The organism is Rhodococcus (subgen. Prescottella) equi (assembly GCF_003013675.1).
GTDB classification, from domain to species: domain Bacteria; phylum Actinomycetota; class Actinomycetes; order Mycobacteriales; family Mycobacteriaceae; genus Prescottella; species Prescottella equi.
The window spans coordinates 2,907,258-2,924,549 of the sequence record NZ_CP027793.1 but is presented as its reverse complement, the minus strand read 5'-3'; the positions used below and the strand labels follow the sequence as shown (position 1 = coordinate 2,924,549).

Annotated in this window: 15 protein-coding genes; 11 read left to right on the top strand and 4 right to left on the bottom strand. The window is 69.1% G+C overall.

Annotated features, from left to right (window positions below):
* Positions 1-168 precede the first annotated feature (168 nt).
* Positions 169-348 (top strand): tautomerase family protein, encoded by a 180-nt coding sequence (locus C7H75_RS13640; protein WP_005512856.1) that lies wholly within the window; start codon positions 169-171, stop codon positions 346-348.
* Here C7H75_RS13640 and C7H75_RS13635 read toward each other — a convergent pair.
* From C7H75_RS13635 to C7H75_RS13625, 3 genes are read right to left on the bottom strand one after another with little or no spacing between them, the layout of a single operon-like run.
* Entirely contained in the window at positions 296-1,045 is a 750-nt protein-coding gene (locus tag C7H75_RS13635) for a transglutaminase-like domain-containing protein (RefSeq protein ID WP_084847113.1), read from the bottom strand. The genes C7H75_RS13640 and C7H75_RS13635 overlap by 53 nt on opposite strands.
* Before the next feature lie 55 nt (positions 1,046-1,100).
* The gene (locus C7H75_RS13630) at positions 1,101-1,907 is read right to left on the bottom strand and encodes a helix-turn-helix transcriptional regulator (RefSeq protein ID WP_084847112.1); all 807 of its coding nucleotides are present in this window, start codon (positions 1,905-1,907) and stop codon (positions 1,101-1,103) included.
* 4 nt (positions 1,908-1,911) lie between these two features.
* Positions 1,912-2,406, bottom strand: a complete 495-nt coding sequence (locus C7H75_RS13625; RefSeq protein ID WP_005512859.1) for a MarR family winged helix-turn-helix transcriptional regulator — start codon at positions 2,404-2,406, stop codon at positions 1,912-1,914.
* A gap of 153 nt (positions 2,407-2,559) precedes the next feature.
* On the opposite strand from C7H75_RS13625, the gene C7H75_RS13620 reads away from it, so the two are divergent.
* Complete coding sequence (locus C7H75_RS13620) at positions 2,560-3,327, top strand: dioxygenase family protein (RefSeq protein ID WP_084844999.1); 768 nt, start codon at positions 2,560-2,562, stop codon at positions 3,325-3,327.
* A gap of 7 nt (positions 3,328-3,334) precedes the next feature.
* On the opposite strand, the gene C7H75_RS13615 is transcribed toward C7H75_RS13620, so the two are convergent.
* Positions 3,335-3,793 carry a peroxiredoxin gene (locus C7H75_RS13615; RefSeq protein WP_069856878.1) on the bottom strand — a complete coding sequence of 153 codons (459 nt, stop codon included), beginning with the start codon at positions 3,791-3,793 and terminating at the stop codon, positions 3,335-3,337.
* 58 nt (positions 3,794-3,851) lie between these two features.
* Here C7H75_RS13615 and C7H75_RS13610 point away from each other — a divergent pair, with 58 nt between their 5' ends.
* The 9 genes from C7H75_RS13610 to C7H75_RS13570 all read left to right on the top strand — a co-directional run bounded on the left by C7H75_RS13610 (position 3,852) and on the right by C7H75_RS13570 (position 17,290).
* Entirely contained in the window at positions 3,852-5,453 is a 1,602-nt protein-coding gene (locus tag C7H75_RS13610) for an anthranilate synthase component I (RefSeq protein ID WP_175278647.1), read from the top strand.
* Positions 5,446-6,183, top strand: coding sequence for a TIGR02234 family membrane protein (locus C7H75_RS13605; RefSeq protein WP_022596230.1), 738 nt, complete (start codon positions 5,446-5,448; stop codon positions 6,181-6,183). Before C7H75_RS13610 ends, C7H75_RS13605 begins: the two co-directional genes overlap by 8 nt.
* 77 nt (positions 6,184-6,260) lie before the next feature.
* A complete protein-coding gene (gene trpC, locus C7H75_RS13600) occupies positions 6,261-7,070 on the top strand; it encodes an indole-3-glycerol phosphate synthase TrpC (RefSeq protein WP_013416178.1) in 810 nt (269 codons plus the stop codon).
* Between the two features lie 61 nt (positions 7,071-7,131).
* Positions 7,132-8,439, top strand: a complete 1,308-nt coding sequence (trpB, locus tag C7H75_RS13595; RefSeq protein ID WP_013416177.1) for a tryptophan synthase subunit beta — start codon at positions 7,132-7,134, stop codon at positions 8,437-8,439.
* A complete protein-coding gene (gene trpA / locus C7H75_RS13590) occupies positions 8,436-9,239 on the top strand; it encodes a tryptophan synthase subunit alpha (protein ID WP_005512870.1) in 804 nt (267 codons plus the stop codon). Before trpB ends, trpA begins: the two co-directional genes overlap by 4 nt.
* 5 nt (positions 9,240-9,244) lie before the next feature.
* On the top strand, positions 9,245-10,180 hold the full coding sequence (gene lgt / locus C7H75_RS13585) for a prolipoprotein diacylglyceryl transferase (RefSeq protein ID WP_022596226.1): 936 nt from the start codon (positions 9,245-9,247) through the stop codon (positions 10,178-10,180).
* A complete protein-coding gene (locus C7H75_RS13580) occupies positions 10,177-10,920 on the top strand; it encodes a TM2 domain-containing protein (RefSeq protein WP_084847110.1) in 744 nt (247 codons plus the stop codon). The genes lgt and C7H75_RS13580 overlap by 4 nt, the downstream gene beginning before the upstream one ends.
* 288 nt (positions 10,921-11,208) lie before the next feature.
* Positions 11,209-15,792 carry a glutamate synthase large subunit gene (gene gltB, locus C7H75_RS13575; protein ID WP_084847501.1) on the top strand — a complete coding sequence of 1,528 codons (4,584 nt, stop codon included), beginning with the start codon at positions 11,209-11,211 and terminating at the stop codon, positions 15,790-15,792.
* Positions 15,785-17,290, top strand: a complete 1,506-nt coding sequence (locus tag C7H75_RS13570) for a glutamate synthase subunit beta (protein WP_084847109.1) — start codon at positions 15,785-15,787, stop codon at positions 17,288-17,290. Before gltB ends, C7H75_RS13570 begins: the two co-directional genes overlap by 8 nt.
* The last annotated feature ends 2 nt before the right edge of the window (positions 17,291-17,292 follow it).

The following is a 17,292-nucleotide window of genomic DNA, read 5'->3' as shown; positions in this document are numbered from 1 at the left end:
CTCGATGAGAACCAGTCAACAGTGTTGACGAAATGTTGTCAACAGTGTTGACGAAATGGAGTCGAGAGGCCGCTCCGATCGACCCCGGTCGTCTCGGCTCCCGGCGCGCGGGCGTGGTGGTGGCGCCCCGACGGGCGGGACGGAAGCGATTGCGGCGACAATGGCGGCATGCCCCTGATTCAGATCAGTCAGACGCCCGGCCTGTCCGCCGAACAGAAGCGCGAGACCATCGCCGCCGTCACCAAGGCCTATGCCGAGGCGACCGGAAAGAACGCGTCGTCGGTGTGGGTGACGATCACCGAGGTTCCGCGCGAGCACTGGGGCGTCGGCGGCGAACCGCTGGGGTGATCGCACACCCGCGGATCGAGGCGACCCTGCGGTTCATGACGTGACGAATGATCCTCTGATACAGGAACTTTCGCACGCCGGTCAGGTTGGTGCCGTGCGCTCGGTAGAAGTCGTCGGGATCGTCGAACGTACCGAAATCGCCGTTCACGCCGGTCTTCTGAATGGCGGTGTCGGTGCCGACCCACGCCACGGGCGGGTCGGCGATGTCGTCGGTCCCGGCCCCGTAGCCGAGAAATGCCCCGGTGGACGCCACGGTGTTGCGCAGGCCCGCCAGGTAGTCGGCATCGAGGATGACTCCCTCGAGATCGACCCAGCGGTCGTCGAACCACACCTCGGTCCAACTGTGCAGGATGTTTCGGGGTGCCATGCGGTACAGCGCGCCTTCGACGACGCCCTTCTGCAGACGCTTGTCGATGGTCGCCCCGTGGAATCGGCAGGGCACTCCGACGGCGCGGAGGAGTGCCATCAACAGGGTGGTCTTGGTGTTGCACTGGCCGTACCCGTCGGCGAGCACCCGGGACGCCGGGATCGCGTCGGATGCGTTGTATCCGAATTCGATTTCGTCCCTGACGAAGTCGTACACCGCGCCGATGCGCGCCGCGTACGGCAGTTCGCGCCATCCGCGCGATCCGATCAGCGCTCGAAGTGGTTCCCGCTCGTAGTCGAGGATGTCGGTGGGTCGCAGGTGAACGTCCATGCCTCGAACGTAGGAGAGGCGACGGTGGGGCGGCTTGAACGTTGCGGCTGATCTTCTACGCGGGGTCCGCCCCCGTCGGTCCGCCCGTGGGCCACGCGTCGCGGTCGACCGTCATTCCCAGCAGTGCCGACGGAGTGAGGCCGAAGTTCCTCTTGAACACCCGGCTCAAATGCGCGGAGTCACTGAAGCCGGCCGCGACCGCCGCACGGGTGAGGTCGGATCCGGCCGCGACGTGTTCGGCGACCGCACGCAGGCGCACCCACAGCCCGTAGCGGCGGAACGGGATTCCCACCTCCTGGGTGAAGAGGTGTGTCAGCCGCGAGGGGGACAGGTGCGCTTCGGCGGCCGCACCGGTGAGCGTCGGCCGCGTCCCGGCGTTGCGTTCGAGATACTGCACCGCCGAGCGCACCGGTCGGGACAGCGCGCGGGATCGCGGCGGTCCCTCCGAGGTGATCGCTCCGAGCAGGTGGTCGATCGTGGCCGTGGCGCTCGGCTCACGCACACGCTCGGTCGCGATGCGGGCGAGGGTGTGCGCATGCTCCTGGCCCCGGCTGCGTGATCCCGCCGCGCCGAGCCCGCGGCCGCGGGGCCCCAGCGGCTCGACCAGCATCAGGAGCGCATCGCGGGACGTGCACCGCAGCCGGTGGGGGAGACCGCTCGGCACGACTGCGGCAGAGGCCTCGAGACTGCTGTCCGCGAATTCGAGGACGAACGGCTCGTCCAGCGTGATCAGGACCTGCACGGCATGGTGCGCGTGCAGATCGGCGTTGCCTCCGGGGCCTCGATAGAGGACGGCGCCGGGTGTCAGCGTGAGCATCCCGCCCCACGCGGACGGGCCGGAGGATGCCGGCTCCGCCGCCATGCGGCTAGGCCTTGCCGGTGCCGGCCGCGATGCCCCGGTCGAGCTGATCGACGAGTGCCTTGCCCAGGGTCGACAGCTGCATGACCTGCTTGTCGTCCAAGCCCTCGAAGACCAGCGCCTGAACGGTGGCGACATGCCCGGGTGCGGCCTCGACCACCTTGTCGTAGCCCTCGTCGGTGAGGACCGCGAACGCCCCGCGCGTGCCCGCCACCGTCTCGCGCCGAGCCCACCCACGCTTCTCGAGCCGGGTCACGACATGGGACAGCCGTGACAACGACGCGTTGGCCTGGAACGCGAGTTCGGACAGGCGCAGGCGCCGGTCGGGCGCCTCCGAGAGCACCGCGAGCACGAAGTACTCGAAGTGGGTCAGCTCGGAGTCGCGCTGCAGCTGGGTGTCGAGCGCCGCGGGCAGCCGGGTCACGAGGGAGACGAGCGTCCGCCACGCCTCCTGCTGTGCTCCGGTGAGCCAGGGAGTCTCGGTGCTCTGTTGCGCGCCCATCGGGTCGTTTCTCCGATCACTGAAGAGGTCGATCTCGGGTACCAGCGTGCCAAACCGGCACCGCCGGCGCGTGAGCGGGGAACAGAGGTCGAGCGGGGAAAGTTGAACAACATGTTAGGTTGAAGCTTCAACAAAGGAGTTCTCGTGAGCGAAATGCCGGCCATCTTCCTCAGCCACGGCGCACCCCCGCTGGTGGACAGCGCGCAGTGGGTCGACGAGCTGTCCCGGTGGTCCACCGATCTGCCGCGCCCGACGACGATCCTCGTGATCTCCGCGCACTGGGAGTCGGCGCCGCTCACGATCGGTGCCACTGCAACCGGGACACCGCTCGTGTACGACTTCGGGGGCTTCCCGCGCCGCTTCTACGAGGTGACCTACCGGTCGCCGGGCGCACCCGACCTGGCCCGTCAGGTCGCCGCACTCATGCCCGACGACGAACCGGTTCACCACCAGCCCGACCGCGGTCTCGACCACGGTGCGTACGTGCCGCTCACCGTCATGTATCCCGACGCGGACATCCCGGTGCTGCAGATGTCGATGCCCACCCTCGATCCGGTGCGCCTACTCGAACTAGGACGGCGGCTGCGTCCGCTGCGCGAGCAAGGGGTGCTGATCGTCGGATCCGGTTTCACGACGCACGGTCTGCCGTTCCTGCGCGATCCGTCGCCCGACGCCGTGGCGCCCGGATGGTCGGCGGAATTCGACGCGTGGGCGGCGGAGAGGCTGGCGGCCGGGGACGTCGACGCGTTGATCGACTTCCGTGCCCAGGCCCCCGGCATGCCGTACGCCCACCCGACGATCGAGCACTTCGCGCCGCTGTTCGTCACCCTCGGTGCGTCGAGCGATCCGGAACAGAGCGCCGACCAGGTGATCGACGGCTTCTGGATGGGCCTGGCAAAGCGTTCCTTCCAGGTGGTCTGACGCCGGATCAGGCCCGGCTGCGCAGGAACTCGAGCGCGCGGTCCGCGTGGAGGTTGGCGCGCAGCTCGCTGGAGATCACCTCGAGCACCGTCCGGTCGGTGTCGATGACGAACGTGCTGCGTTTGACCGGGGTGATCCGGCCGAGCAGTCCTCGCCGGACACCGAACTGCTCGGCGACGGTGCCGTCGACGTCGGCGAGCAGCGGGTAGTCGAACGCCTGCGCGCGGGCGAAACTCGCCTGCTTCTCGACGGCGTCGCGGCTGATACCCGCCACGGACGCGCCGGCCGCGGCGAACTCGCGTGCCAGATCACGGAAGTGGCACGCCTCGGCCGTACACACCGGAGTGGACGCCGCGGGATAGAAGAACAGCACGAGCGGTCCGTCTGCGAGCAGTGAAGCCAGCGTGCGGCGGATGCCGTCCTGGTCGGGAAGGTCGAATTCGGGCGCGCGCTCTCCGGGCTTCATGGGCGCCGACGCTACCCGCGACCGCGGCAGCGATCGGTGTTGCTGGGATGATGGGTGCATGCGCGGCGAGTCCACCACCATCCCAGCAGCTCCCTCGGCCGTTCCGGGCCGGGGGCCACGGCACGATTCGACCACCACCCGCGAGCAGTTCCGGTCGCTGGCGGCGGAGCATCGCGTGGTCCCCGTCATCCGCAAGGTGCTGGCGGACGCCGAGACCCCGCTGTCCGCCTACGCCAAGTTGGCGGGCAGCCGCCCGGGCACGTTCCTGCTGGAGTCGGCAGAGAACGGCCGGTCCTGGTCGCGCTGGTCGTTCATCGGGGCGGGTAGTCCCGCCGCCCTCACTGTGCGCGACGGCGAGGCCTCGTGGTTCGGCAACGTTCCGGCCGGAGCGCCGTCCGGCGGCGATCCGCTGGTCGCGCTCGGCCGTACCCTCGAACTGCTGCGCAGTGAGCGTCTGCCGGACCTGCCGCCGCTGACCGGCGGCATGGTCGGCTTCCTGGGATACGACGCCGTCCGACGGCTCGAGCGGCTGCCGGACCACGCGGTGGACGACCTGCAGATCCCCGAGATGGTGATGCTGCTCGCGACGGACCTCGCGGCGGTCGACCACCACGAGGGCGCGATCACTCTCATCGCGAACGCGGTCAACTGGGACGGATCCGACGAGCGCGTCGACGAGGCCTACGACGATGCGCTCGCGCGGTTGGATCGGATGACGGCGGCGCTGGCGGCGCCCGCCCCGTCGACCGTGTCCACCTTCGCGCGGCCGGAGCCCGTGTACCGCCGCCAGCGGACCACCGAGAGCTTCGGGGCGGACGTGCGCCGGCTGATCGACGAGATCGAGGCGGGCGAGGCGTTCCAGGTGGTGCTCTCGCAGCGCTTCGAGATGGATTGCACCGCAGAGCCGATCGACGTCTACCGGATGCTGCGGGCGTCGAACCCGAGCCCGTACATGTACCTGTTGCAGGTGCCCGGACCGGAGGGGGAGACGGCCTTCTCGATCGTCGGCTCCAGCCCGGAGGCGCTCGTCACGGTCAAGGAAGGCGTCGCGACGACGCACCCGATCGCGGGCACCCGGTGGCGCGGTGCCACCGAGGAGGACGACATCCTGCTCGAGAAGGACCTTCTCGCCGACGAGAAGGAGAACTCCGAGCACCTGATGCTCGTGGACCTCGGGCGCAACGATCTCGGCCGGGTGTGCGAGCCGGGAACCGTCAAGGTGCACGACTATCGGCACATCGAGCGGTACAGCCACGTCATGCATCTCGTGTCGACGGTGACCGGACGGCTGTCCGAGGGCAGGCACGCGCTCGATGCGGTCACCGCCTGCTTCCCCGCCGGGACGCTGTCCGGCGCACCGAAGGTGCGCGCGATGGAACTCATCGACGAACTCGAGCCGACACGGCGCGGCATCTACGGCGGCATCGTCGGCTACCTCGACTTCGCCGGTGACGCGGACACCGCGATCGCGATCCGCACGGCGTTGATCAAGGACGGCACGGCATACGTGCAGGCGGGCGCCGGCGTGGTCGCCGATTCGGATCCGGTGTACGAGGACATGGAGGCGCGGAACAAGGCGATGTCGGCGCTCAGTGCCGTCGCCGCCGCGCAGACGCTGCGGCCCTTCGGGGGCGCTTCGGAGGTGAACGGCGTTGAGTGAGAAGAAGACCGCGAACCCCGCTTCGCGCAGCAAGCGGGCAACCGGGGTGGCGGCGTTGCTGCTCGCCGTCGCGGCGCTGTGCCTGTGGGCGTCCTCCCGGATGACGTGGGTGACGGTGACGTCCGCGGACGGACTCGGCGAGGAGCGCATCACCGAACTCGACGGCGGCACCTGGGCTGCCGCCACGACGCCTCTCGCTCTCGCGCTGATCGCTGCGATCGCGGCCGCCTTCGCGGTGCGCGGATGGTTGTTGCGGGTGGTCGGGCTCCTGGTCGCCGTCGTCGCGGTGGTCGCCGCGATACCGGCCGTCGGGTTGCTCGTCGGCGGCGCTTCCGACGAGAAGGCCTCCGACATCGCGGGTTTCGAACGTGTTGCGACTCAGGTCACCGCGACCGAGGTGGCCACCGCCCCGGCGCTGTTGGTGCTGGTGGGGTCCGTCGTCGCCTTCGGTGCCGCGTTCGTTCTGATCCGGAAACCGTCTGCGGCAGGAGGACTCTCGTCGAAGTACGACAGTCCGGCGGCGCGGCGGGAGGCCACCGCCAAGCGGGGCGCCTCGCATGCGGAGAACGAGCCGCCGACCCAGCGCATGCTGTGGGACGCGCTCGACGCAGGTGAGGACCCGACCGTCGACGGGGGCGATCGCGCCTCCGCTGCAGGTGAGTCAAGCCCTGCGGCACCGGATGTGACCAAGGACACCGGGCCCTCGGGTACCCGCTCGGAGTCCGAATAACTGCGACCTCTAGGCTGAGTCAAGAGCCGATGAGTTTCCTCACATCGGTTGACATGCCGGAAAGGACTCGGGCCACGATGACCGTTCTCGACTCGATTCTCGACGGAGTGCGCGCCGACGTCGCCGCCCGTGAAGCCGTTCTCGACCTCTCTGCCGTGAAGGCCGCGGCCGCTGCCGCCCCTCCGGCGCTCGACGCGGCCGCCGCTCTGCGCGCGCCCGGAATCGGCGTCATCGCCGAGGTGAAGCGGGCGAGCCCGTCGAAGGGCGCCCTCGCCGACATCCCGGACCCCGCGGTGCTGGCAGCGGCATACGAGGCCGGCGGGGCGCGGATGATCAGCGTGCTCACCGAGGAGCGGCGTTTCCACGGCTCGCTCGCCGATCTCGACGCTGTCCGCAAGGCCGTGAACATTCCGGTCCTGCGCAAGGACTTCATCGTCGGGCCGTACCAGATCCACGAGGCGCGCGCGCACGGCGCGGACGTGATCCTGCTGATCGTCGCCGCGCTCGAGCAGCACGTTCTCGCGTCTCTGCTGGACCGTACCGAGTCGCTGGGGATGACCGCGCTCGTCGAGGTCCACACCGAGGAAGAGGCCGACCGCGCGCTCGAGGCCGGCGCCAGCGTCATCGGCATCAACGCCCGCAACCTCAAGACGCTCGAGGTCGACATGGACACGTTCGGGCGCATCGCCCCGGGCCTGCCGACGGACCTCGTGAAGATCGCCGAGTCAGGCGTTCGTGGTACCGCGGACCTGCTGGCGTACGCCGGTGCCGGTGCCGACGCGGTCCTGGTCGGGGAGGGGTTGGTCACCAGCGGCGATCCGCGTGCCGCCGTGTCGGATCTCGTGACGGCGGGTGCGCATCCGTCGTGCCCCAAGCCGTCGCGCTGACGGCACGCTTCCCGTCGGACCCGACCGCTCGTTCTCGATGGCGTTGGGGCAGACTGGAGGGGTGAGTTCACGCAATGAGGCCCTCGTGTCCAAGGGTGGCGATCTGCCTCCCGCCAGCGCCGGTCTGACGGAGCGGTCCGGCCATGAACCGGACCCTGGTGGCCACTGGGGTGTCTACGGCGGTAGGCACGTACCCGAGGCGCTCATGGCGGTGATCGAGGAGGTCACCGCGGAGTACGAGAAGGCTCGCGCGGACGACAACTTCCTCGACGAACTCGACCGGCTGCAGCGCGACTACACCGGCCGTCCGTCCCCGATCTTCGAAGCGACCCGGCTGCGTGAGCACGCCGGCGGCGCGCGCATCCTGCTCAAGCGGGAAGACCTGAACCACACCGGATCTCACAAGATCAACAACGTGCTGGGGCAGGTGCTGCTCGCCAAGCGCATGGGCAAGACGCGCATCATCGCCGAGACCGGAGCCGGCCAGCACGGCGTCGCGACGGCGACCGCGTGTGCCCTGCTCGGGCTCGAGTGCATCGTCTACATGGGTGCGGTCGACACCGCCCGGCAGGCCCTCAACGTCGCCCGGATGCGTCTGCTCGGCGCCGAGGTCGTCTCCGTCGAATCGGGTTCGGCCACTTTGAAGGACGCGATCAACGAGGCGCTGCGCGACTGGGTCACCAACGCAGACCGCACGTACTACTGTTTCGGCACCGCGGCCGGCCCGCACCCGTTCCCGATGATCGTGCGCGACTTCCAGCGCGTCGTGGGTCTCGAGGCGCGTGCACAGGTGCAGGCGTCGACCGGGCGCCTGCCCGACGCGGTCGTCGCGTGTGTGGGCGGTGGCTCGAACGCCATCGGCATCTTCCACGCGTTCATCGGCGACCCGACGGTCAAGCTCGTCGGCTACGAGGCCGCCGGCGACGGCGTCGAGACCGGTCGGCATGCAGCGACATTCGCCGGTGGCACCCCGGGCGCTTTCCAGGGTGCGTACTCGTACCTGCTGCAGGACGAGGACGGCCAGACCATCGAGTCGCACTCGATCTCCGCGGGCCTGGACTACCCGGGTGTCGGTCCCGAGCACGCCTACCTCAAGGACACCGGTCGCGCGTCGTACGAGCCGATCACCGACTCCGAGGCGATGGACGCACTGCTGCTGCTCTCGCGTACGGAGGGCATCATCCCGGCGATCGAGTCGGCCCACGCCGTCGCGGGCGCCCTCAAGCTCGGCCGCGAGCTGGGGGAGGGCGCGATCATCGTCGTCAGCCTGTCCGGCCGTGGCGACAAGGACATGGACACCGCAGCGAAGTGGTTCGGGCTGTTCGACGACTCTGCTGATGATTCGACCGAGGAAGGTTCGGCCAAGTGAGCCAACGAGATTCGCGCCTGGCGCCCACGTTCGCGAAGTGCCGCGACGAGAATCGGGCCGCACTCGTCGGGTATCTGCCCGCCGGATACCCGGACGTTCCCACGTCGATCGACGTGTTCAAGACGATGGTCGACGCGGGCTGCGACATCATCGAGGTCGGTATCGCCTACTCCGATCCGGTGATGGACGGACCGACCATCCAGACCGCCGCCGAGACCGCGCTACGCAGCGGCGTCCGGGTGCGCGACGTGTTCACCGTCGTCGAACAGATCGCGTCGGTCGGTGGCAAGGCCGTCGTCATGACGTACTGGAACCCGGTGCTCCAGTACGGCGTCGATCGCTTCGCCCGTGATCTCGCCGCCGCCGGCGGCCTCGGCCTGATCACGCCGAACCTCATCCCCGAGGAAGCCGGCGAGTGGATGGCGGCGTCCGAGGAACATCACCTGGACCGGATCTTCCTGGTCGCACCGTCGTCGACCGAGGAGCGTCTGGCGATGACCCTCGAGGCGAGCAGCGGGTTCATCTACGCCGCGTCGACGATGGGCGTGACCGGTGCCCGGGACGCAGTGTCCTCGATGGCCCCCGAACTGACCGCCCGGATCCGCGCGCATTCGGACATCCCGGTCGGCGTCGGCCTCGGAGTTCGTTCCGGGGCGCAGGCGGCGGAGATCGCGTCGTACGCGGATGCCGTCATCGTCGGGTCGGCGATCGTCTCGGCGGCCGAGCAGGGATTGGACGCGGTGCGGGCGCTCACTGCGGAACTCTCGGAGGGTGTGCGCTCGGCTAACGTGGCGTCGTGACTGCGATGGTGACTTCGACCGAATTGCTCGCTTATCTTCCGAGCCCGCCGCAGGGCGTGTGGCACGTCGGGCCACTGGCCCTGCGCGCCTACGCGCTGTGCATCATCGTCGGCATCGTCGTCGCCATCGTGTGGGGCGACCGCCGCTGGGTCGCGCGGGGCGGTGAGAAGGGCACCGTGCTCGACATCGCCGTGTGGGCGGTGCCGTTCGGGCTGATCGGTGGCCGGCTGTACCACGTGATCACGGACTGGCCGACGTACTTCGGTGAGGGCGGCAGTCCGGCGGACGCGTTGAAGATCTGGCAGGGCGGTCTCGGCATCTGGGGTGCAGTCGCGCTGGGCGCCGTCGGCGCCTGGATCGGTTGCCGCCGGCGCGGGATCCCGCTGCCGGCGTTCGGCGACGCGATCGCCCCGGCCATCGTGCTGGCTCAGGCGATCGGTCGACTCGGCAACTGGTTCAACCAGGAGCTGTACGGACGCGAGACCACCGTTGCGTGGGGTCTGGAGATCTACGAGCGCACCGACGCTTCCGGCCGGGTGGACACCTTGAACGGGGTTTCCAACGGTGTGGTCCAGCAGGTGGTGCACCCGACGTTCCTGTACGAGCTGGTGTGGAACCTGCTGATCGTGGTGTTGCTGGTGGCCGTCGACCGGCAGTTCAAGATCGGGCACGGGCGCCTGTTCGCGCTCTACGTGGCCGGTTACTGCGCCGGGCGCTTCTGGATCGAACTGATGCGCTCCGACCACGCGTCCGAGATCTTGGGTATCCGCGTCAACTCGTTCACGTCGGCGCTCGTCTTCCTGGCCGCCGTCGCGTACTTCGTTCTCGCGAAGAAGGGCCGTGAGGATCCGGCGGAGTTGCAGCCGCACGGATCCGGTGGCCGCGCGGCGCCCGCCGCGGACACCGCCGAGCCGTCCGAAGTCGAGGGGAAGAAGAAATGACCGAGCAACCGGACAAGCGTCCCGAGTCCACCGGAGATCAGTCCGCCGACAAGTCGGCCGACACCTCCGGTACGCCGCTGCCACCCGAGTTCGGCTCACCGTTCGACTACGACGCCACGGCCGACGCGTCGATGACCGAGTCGACGTCCGGCACGTCGGCGGTCCCACCGTCGGGCGGCAACACCGCCGGTCCGGGATGGGACACCTACTCGGGTGTCGGGAACGGCCCGGGCTGGGGATCCGGCCCGAGCTACCCGCCGCCGTCGAGCGATCCGTTGCCGCCGGTCACCGGTGCCAGCTCGCCCGGTCCCGTGTACGGAACTCCGCAGCCCGAGTACGGCAGGCCCACCCCACCGCCGTCGACGGGTCCGTCGGCGCCGGGCTACCCGCCGGCATCGGGGTACCCGGGGATGTACGGCGGAGCCTACGGCGATCCGAGCGCGCCGTTCGGTCGGGATCCGGTCACCGGCGAACCGTACTCCGACAAGTCCCGCGCGACGGCCGGTCTGCTGCAGATCCTGCTCGGGTTCATCTCGCTGCCCGGTATCGGTCGCCTGTACATCGGCAGCATCGGGATCGGACTCACCCAGTTGCTCGTCTTCTGGTTCGGCCTGATCACCATCATTTTCGGAATCGGGTTCGTGATCTTCCCGGTCATCTGGATCTGGGCGTTCGTCGACGGAATCCTCATGTTGTCCGGCGCCGTCCGCGACCCTCAGGGCCGGCCGCTGAAGACCTGATCCGCCGTTCCCCGTTCGCCTCCGAACCCTCCGCCCGCGCCGTTCTCCGGCGCGGGCGGAGCACGTTCACGGCATCGCTTCGGGTGGCCTTCCCGGGGTAAACTGGCCCGGCCGGGTGTGGAACCTCGGCAACCTTCACGGGTCGACAGCAGTGCCGGTGGACCCCGATCGATGCAGTCGGCACCCGTAGTCGGTGACCCCGCCAGGGGCCACTGAAGAAGTGCGCGACGCGCGATGGCCGCAGCGAAGCTCGCGGAGCTTCCGGTGGGCCGGTGTGGAGGTGTTCCGGTGCTGTTTTCTCGGCAACCCGATTCCCGCGGCCTCTATGTCCGTGATCGTGAAGCGGACTCGTGTGGCGTCGCCATGGTCGCCGACATTCACGGCAGGCGTTCCCACGAGATCGTGTGCGACGCGTTGTCGGCTCTCGAGAATCTCGACCATCGCGGCGCCGCGGGTGCGGAGGCCAACAGCGGCGACGGGGCCGGCATCCTCGTTCAGCTACCGGTCGAGTTCTTCCGCGAACGTGTCTCTTTCGCGCTGCCGCAATCGCGCCCCGACGGCGCCCACACCTTCGCGGCGGGCATCTGCTTCCTGCCGACCGATCCGCAGTCCCGGATTGCCGCACGGGAGCGTGTGGCCGGGATAGCGGAACAGGAGGGCATCGAGATCCTCGGCTGGCACGACGTGGACGTGGACCCGATCGGTGCCGACATCGGCAGGACCGCACAGTCCTGCATGCCGCACATGACGTACCTGTTCGTCTCCGCCCGAGCGGAGGACGGCAGTCCGCTGGGCGGACTCGAACTGGACCGCCGCATCTACGGTCTGCGCAAGCGCGCCGAGCAGACGCCCGCAGAGGTCGAGCGGGCCGGAATCGGCGTGTACTTTCCGTCGCTGTCGAGCAGGACGATCACGTTCAAGGGGATGCTCACGACGGTGCAACTCGCCGTCTTCTTCCGCGATCTGCGAGACCGTCGGGTGACGAGTGCGATCGCCGTGGTGCACAGTCGTTTCTCGACGAACACGTTTCCGTCGTGGCCGTTGGCGCACCCGTTCCGATTCGTCGCCCACAACGGGGAGATCAACACGGTGCGGGGAAATCGGAACCGGATGCGCTCTCGCGAGGCGATGCTTGCGAGCACGGTGATCCCGGGAGATCTGGAGCGGCTGTTTCCCATCTGCACCCCCGACGCCTCGGATTCGGCCTCCTTCGACGAGGTTCTCGAACTCCTGCACCTGGGCGGACGGTCACTACCACACGCCGTACTGATGATGATCCCCGAGGCCTGGGAGAACCACGCGGACATGCCCGCGTCGTTGCGAGCGTTCTACCAGTTCCATGCGTCGTTGATGGAACCGTGGGACGGCCCGGCCTGCGTCACATTCACCGACGGCACGGTCGTCGGTGCGGTTCTCGACCGCAACGGATTGCGTCCCGGCAGATGGTGGCGCACTGGCGACGGGCGAGTGGTGCTGGCCAGCGAGAGCGGCGTGCTGCCGATCCCGCAGTCCGAGGTGATCGAGAAGGGCCGGCTCGAGCCGGGGGAGATGTTCCTCGTCGACACCGAGGCCGGGCGACTCGTGCCCGACCGCGAGGTGAAGGCGGAACTCGCGGCGCAGCAGCCGTACTCGGACTGGCTGCACGCCGGTCTGCTCGACCTGCGTTCCATGCCGGGGCGGGGCCGAATTTCCCACGACCACGAGTCGGTGGTCCGACGACAACTCGCCTTCGGCTACACCGCGGAAGAGGAGCGCGTCCTGCTGGCGCCGATGGCGACGGCCGGCGGCGAACCGATCGGTTCGATGGGCACCGACACCCCGATCGCCGTCCTGTCGCAGCGGCCCCGGCTGCTCTACGACTACTTCGTCGAACTGTTCGCGCAGGTCACCAACCCGCCGTTGGATGCGATCCGGGAGGAGATCGTGACGTCGCTGCGCCGCGTGATGGGCCCCGAGCAGAATCTGCTCGAACCCACGGCCGCGTCGTGTCGGCAGATCGTGCTGCCGTGGCCGGTGCTCGACAACGACGAGCTGGCGAGAATCATCGACATCAACGCGGACGGGGACTGCCCGGGTTTCGCGGCGACGGTGCTGCGGGCGCTGTACCGGGCGGACGCGGGCGGTGAGGGAATGGCGGAGGCCATCGAGGACCTCCGGGCGTCCGCGAGCGAGGCGATCGCGAACGGCTTCCGCACCCTGGTGATCTCGGACCGCGACTCCGACCACCTGCGGGCGCCGATCCCGACGCTGCTCGCGGTTTCCGCGGTGCACCACCACCTGGTCCGGACGAAGGAGAGGACGAAGGTGGCGCTGGTCGTCGAGACCGGGGACGCGCGCGAAGTGCACCATATTGCGCTACTGATCGGATGCGGTGCCGCGGCGGTCAACCCGTACCTGGCGATGGAGACGATCGAGGACCTCGTCGCCGAGGGCGAACTCACCGGCGTCGAGGCGTCGGTCGCGGTACGGAACTACCTGCGCGCGCTCGGCAAGGGTGTGCTCAAGGTGATGTCCAAGATGGGCATTTCGACGGTCGGGTCGTATACCGCCGCACAAGTTTTCGAGGCCATCGGTCTCTCGCGCGAGGTGGTCGACGAGTACTTCACCGGGACGGTGAGTCGTCTCGGCGGTGTCGGTCTGGACGTGCTCGCCCGCGAAGTGGAACTGCGGCACCGCGCCGCGTATCCGGAGAACCCGTCCTCGCAGGTGCATCGTCGGCTCGATGTCGGCGGCATCTACCAGTACCGGCGCGACGGCGAACTGCACCTGTTCACCCCCGAGACGGTCTTCCTGTTGCAGCACGCGACCCGGACGGGCCGGGCGGACGTCTTCGAGAAGTACAGCGCGGAGGTCGATCGCCTGTCCGCGGAGGGCGGGACGCTGCGGGGACTGTTCGAGTTCCGGCACGGGCTGCGCCCACCCGTGCCTATCGAGGAGGTGGAGCCGGCGGAATCGATCTTCGCGCGGTTCAACACCGGCGCCATGAGCTACGGCTCGATCTCGGCGGAGGCGCACGAGACGATGGCGATCGCAATGAACCGACTCGGGGGCCGCTCGAACTCGGGTGAGGGCGGGGAAGACGTCGACCGCCTCTACGATCCGATGCGGCGCAGCGCCGTCAAACAGGTCGCGAGCGGGCGATTCGGTGTCACCAGCGACTACCTCGTCAACGCCACCGACATCCAGATCAAGATGGCACAGGGCGCCAAGCCCGGTGAGGGCGGCCAACTCCCGGCGTTCAAGGTCTATCCGTGGATCGCGCGAACCCGGCATTCGACGCCGGGGGTGGGACTGATCTCGCCGCCGCCGCACCACGACATCTACTCCATCGAGGACCTCGCCCAGCTCATCCACGACCTCAAGAACGCGAACGAGAACGCCCGCGTCCACGTCAAGCTCGTCAGTTCGGTCGGTGTCGGGACGGTCGCGGCCGGGGTCAGCAAGGCCCATGCCGACGTGGTGCTCATCTCCGGGCACGACGGCGGCACCGGCGCATCGCCGCTCACCTCCCTCGAGCACGCCGGACTCCCGTGGGAGGTGGGCCTCGCCGACGCGCAGCAGACGCTGGTGCTCAACGGACTTCGCGATCGGATCACGGTGCAGTGCGACGGTGGCCTGCGCACCGCACGCGACGTCATGGTGGCGATGCTGCTCGGGGCGGAGGAGTTCGGGTTCTCCACCGCGCCACTGATCGCGGCCGGTTGCATCATGATGCGCGTGTGCCACCTCGACACGTGCCCGGTGGGTGTCGCGACGCAGAATCCGGAACTGCGTAAACGATTCACGGGCAAGCCGGAGTTCGTCGAGGAGTTCTTCCGGTTCGTCGCGGCGGATGTCCGCAGGCACCTCGCGGAACTCGGGTTCCGCAGCGTCGAGGAGGCGGTCGGGCATCCGGAGCTGCTCGAGACCGCGGTCGGCGTCGCGCACTGGAAGAGCCGTGGCCTGGACCTCACGCCGGTGTTCGCGGCCGAGGAGACGCTCCCGGGCTCGGGCCCGCCTCAGCGTCGACGCGTCCGTGCCCAGGACCACGGGCTCGACCTGGCCCTGGACCGGACTCTTATCCAGCTGGCCGAGGGCGCCCTCGAGGACGCGTTGCCGGTGCGGCTCGAACTGCCGGTGCGCAACGTCAACCGCACGGTCGGAACGTTGCTCGGATCCGAGGTCACCCGCCGCTACGGTGCGGCGGGGCTGCCGGACGACACGATCCGGGTCCAGCTCGAGGGGTCGGCGGGGCAGTCACTCGGTGCGTTCCTGCCCCCCGGCATCACGATCGACCTGGTGGGTGACGCGAACGACTATGTGGGCAAGGGGCTTTCCGGCGGTCGGATCGTGGTGCGCCCGGCCGACGACGTCCTGTTCCTCCCGGAGACTCAGGTGATCGCGGGCAACACCCTGCTGTACGGCGCGACATCGGGCGAGGCCTACCTGCGGGGCCGGGTCGGCGAACGGTTCTGCGTGCGCAATTCGGGGGCCGTCGCCGTCACCGAGGGGGTCGGCGACCACGCGTGTGAGTACATGACGGGTGGACGCGTCGTCGTCCTCGGCCCGATCGGGCGCAACCTGGCAGCAGGCATGTCGGGTGGCATCGCGTTCCTCCTCGACGCCGACCACTCGAAGATCAACACCGCGATGGTGCGGTTGCAGACTCCGGACGGCGACGACCTGCAATGGCTGCGTGTGGTGGTCGAGCAGCACCTGCGATGGACGGGTTCCGCGGTGGCCGCGTCGGTCCTGGCCGACTGGCCCCGGCGTTCCGCCTTGTTCACGAAGGTCATGCCCACCGACTACCAGCGGGTGCTCGAAGCGACACGGATGGCACGCGCCGAAGGGCTCGACGTCGACACCGCGATCATGGAGGCGGCGCGTGGCTGATCCCCAAGGATTCCTGCACGTGGCGAAGCAGGACGCACGCAAGCGTCCCGTCGAGGAACGCATCCACGACTGGCGTGAGGTGTATGCACCCCAGTCGCCCTCCGAGCGGGACCGTGAGGTGTCCGAGCAGGCCCGGCGGTGCATGGACTGCGGCATCCCGTTCTGTCATTCGAGCAGCGCGGGGTGCCCGCTCGGGAACCTGATCCCCGAGTGGAACGACCTGGTGCGGCGCGGACGGTGGGACGCGGCCACCGAACGCCTGCACGCCACCAACAACTTTCCCGAGTTCACCGGCCGGGTCTGTCCCGCCCCCTGCGAGGCCGCGTGCGTGCTGGCGTTGGCCGACACGCACACCACGGGGAGCGTGACGATCAAGCGCATCGAACAGGCCATCGCGGACGCCGCCTGGGAGAAGGACCTCGTCCCACCCGTGCGCCCGGCGCTACGGACGGGCAAGAACGTCGCAGTCGTCGGATCGGGTCCGGCGGGGTTGGCCGCGGCACAGCAGCTCACCCGGGCGGGGCACGAGGTCACGGTGTACGAGCGCGACGACCGGCTCGGTGGGCTGTTGCGGTACGGCATCCCCGAGTTCAAGCTCGAGAAGAGGGTCGTCGAACGACGCCTGTCCCAGATGCGCGTGGAGGGAACGCATTTCGTCACCGAGGTGGAGGTCGGTGTGGACCTCGCGGTGTCGGATCTGCGGGAGCGCTTCGATGCAGTGGTGCTCGCCACCGGGGCGCTGCTCGCCCGCGACAATCCCGACGTCCAGGGCCGGGGCCTCGACGGGGTGCACCTGGCGATGGAGCACCTGGTCGCGTCGAACCACGAGTGCGAGGGAGATGGGGCGACGCCGATCTCCGCGCGCGGCAAGCACGTCGTCATCATCGGTGGCGGCGACACCGGCGCCGACTGCCTGGGCACCGCGCACCGCCAGGGCGCGCTGTCGGTGACCCAGTTGGACTACCACCCGGCGCTGCCGGAGGAGCGGGACACGAAATCGGCACCGTGGCCGGCGTGGCCGATGGTGTTGCGTACGTCGCCGGCACACGCCGAAGGCGGCGTCCGCCGGTACGAGGTTGCGGTGCAACGTTTCCTCGGTGACGAGTCCGGCCACGTCCGGTCGATGGTGCTCGCGGAGGTCCGCCTCGGCCGCGACGAACACGGCCGACGCGTGATCACTCCCGTCGGCGAGGAGATCGAACTACCTTGTGATCTGGCGCTTTTCGCGATCGGATTCGAGGGCGTCGAGCACGGTCCGCTGCTCGACGATCTCGGGCTCGAGACCAACCGCCGCGGTTCGTTGTCGTGCGCGGCGGACTGGCAGACGTCGACGCCCGGCGTGTTCGTGTGCGGCGACGCGCACCGCGGAGCGTCGTTGGTGGTGTGGGCGATCGCGGAGGGGCGTTCGGCTGCACGCGGGGTCGACGTGTACCTGACTGGTTCGTCCGAACTGCCCGCTCCGGTGCATCCGACGGCCCTGCCGCTGACCGTCCTCTGACG

Bases quoted from the DNA above. Each gene is read 5' to 3' on its own strand.
- C7H75_RS13640 (WP_005512856.1), top strand. From the start codon at position 169: ATGCCCCTGATTCAGATCAGTCAGACGCCCGGCCTGTCCGCCGAACAG.
- C7H75_RS13635 (WP_084847113.1), bottom strand. From the start codon at position 1,045: ATGGACGTTCACCTGCGACCCACCGACATCCTCGACTACGAGCGGGAA.
- C7H75_RS13630 (WP_084847112.1), bottom strand. From the start codon at position 1,907: ATGGCGGCGGAGCCGGCATCCTCCGGCCCGTCCGCGTGGGGCGGGATG.
- C7H75_RS13625 (WP_005512859.1), bottom strand. From the start codon at position 2,406: ATGGGCGCGCAACAGAGCACCGAGACTCCCTGGCTCACCGGAGCACAG.
- C7H75_RS13620 (WP_084844999.1), top strand. From the start codon at position 2,560: ATGCCGGCCATCTTCCTCAGCCACGGCGCACCCCCGCTGGTGGACAGC.
- C7H75_RS13615 (WP_069856878.1), bottom strand. From the start codon at position 3,793: ATGAAGCCCGGAGAGCGCGCGCCCGAATTCGACCTTCCCGACCAGGAC.
- C7H75_RS13610 (WP_175278647.1), top strand. From the start codon at position 3,852: ATGCGCGGCGAGTCCACCACCATCCCAGCAGCTCCCTCGGCCGTTCCG.
- trpC (WP_013416178.1), top strand. From the start codon at position 6,261: ATGACCGTTCTCGACTCGATTCTCGACGGAGTGCGCGCCGACGTCGCC.
- lgt (WP_022596226.1), top strand. From the start codon at position 9,245: ATGGTGACTTCGACCGAATTGCTCGCTTATCTTCCGAGCCCGCCGCAG.
- C7H75_RS13580 (WP_084847110.1), top strand. From the start codon at position 10,177: ATGACCGAGCAACCGGACAAGCGTCCCGAGTCCACCGGAGATCAGTCC.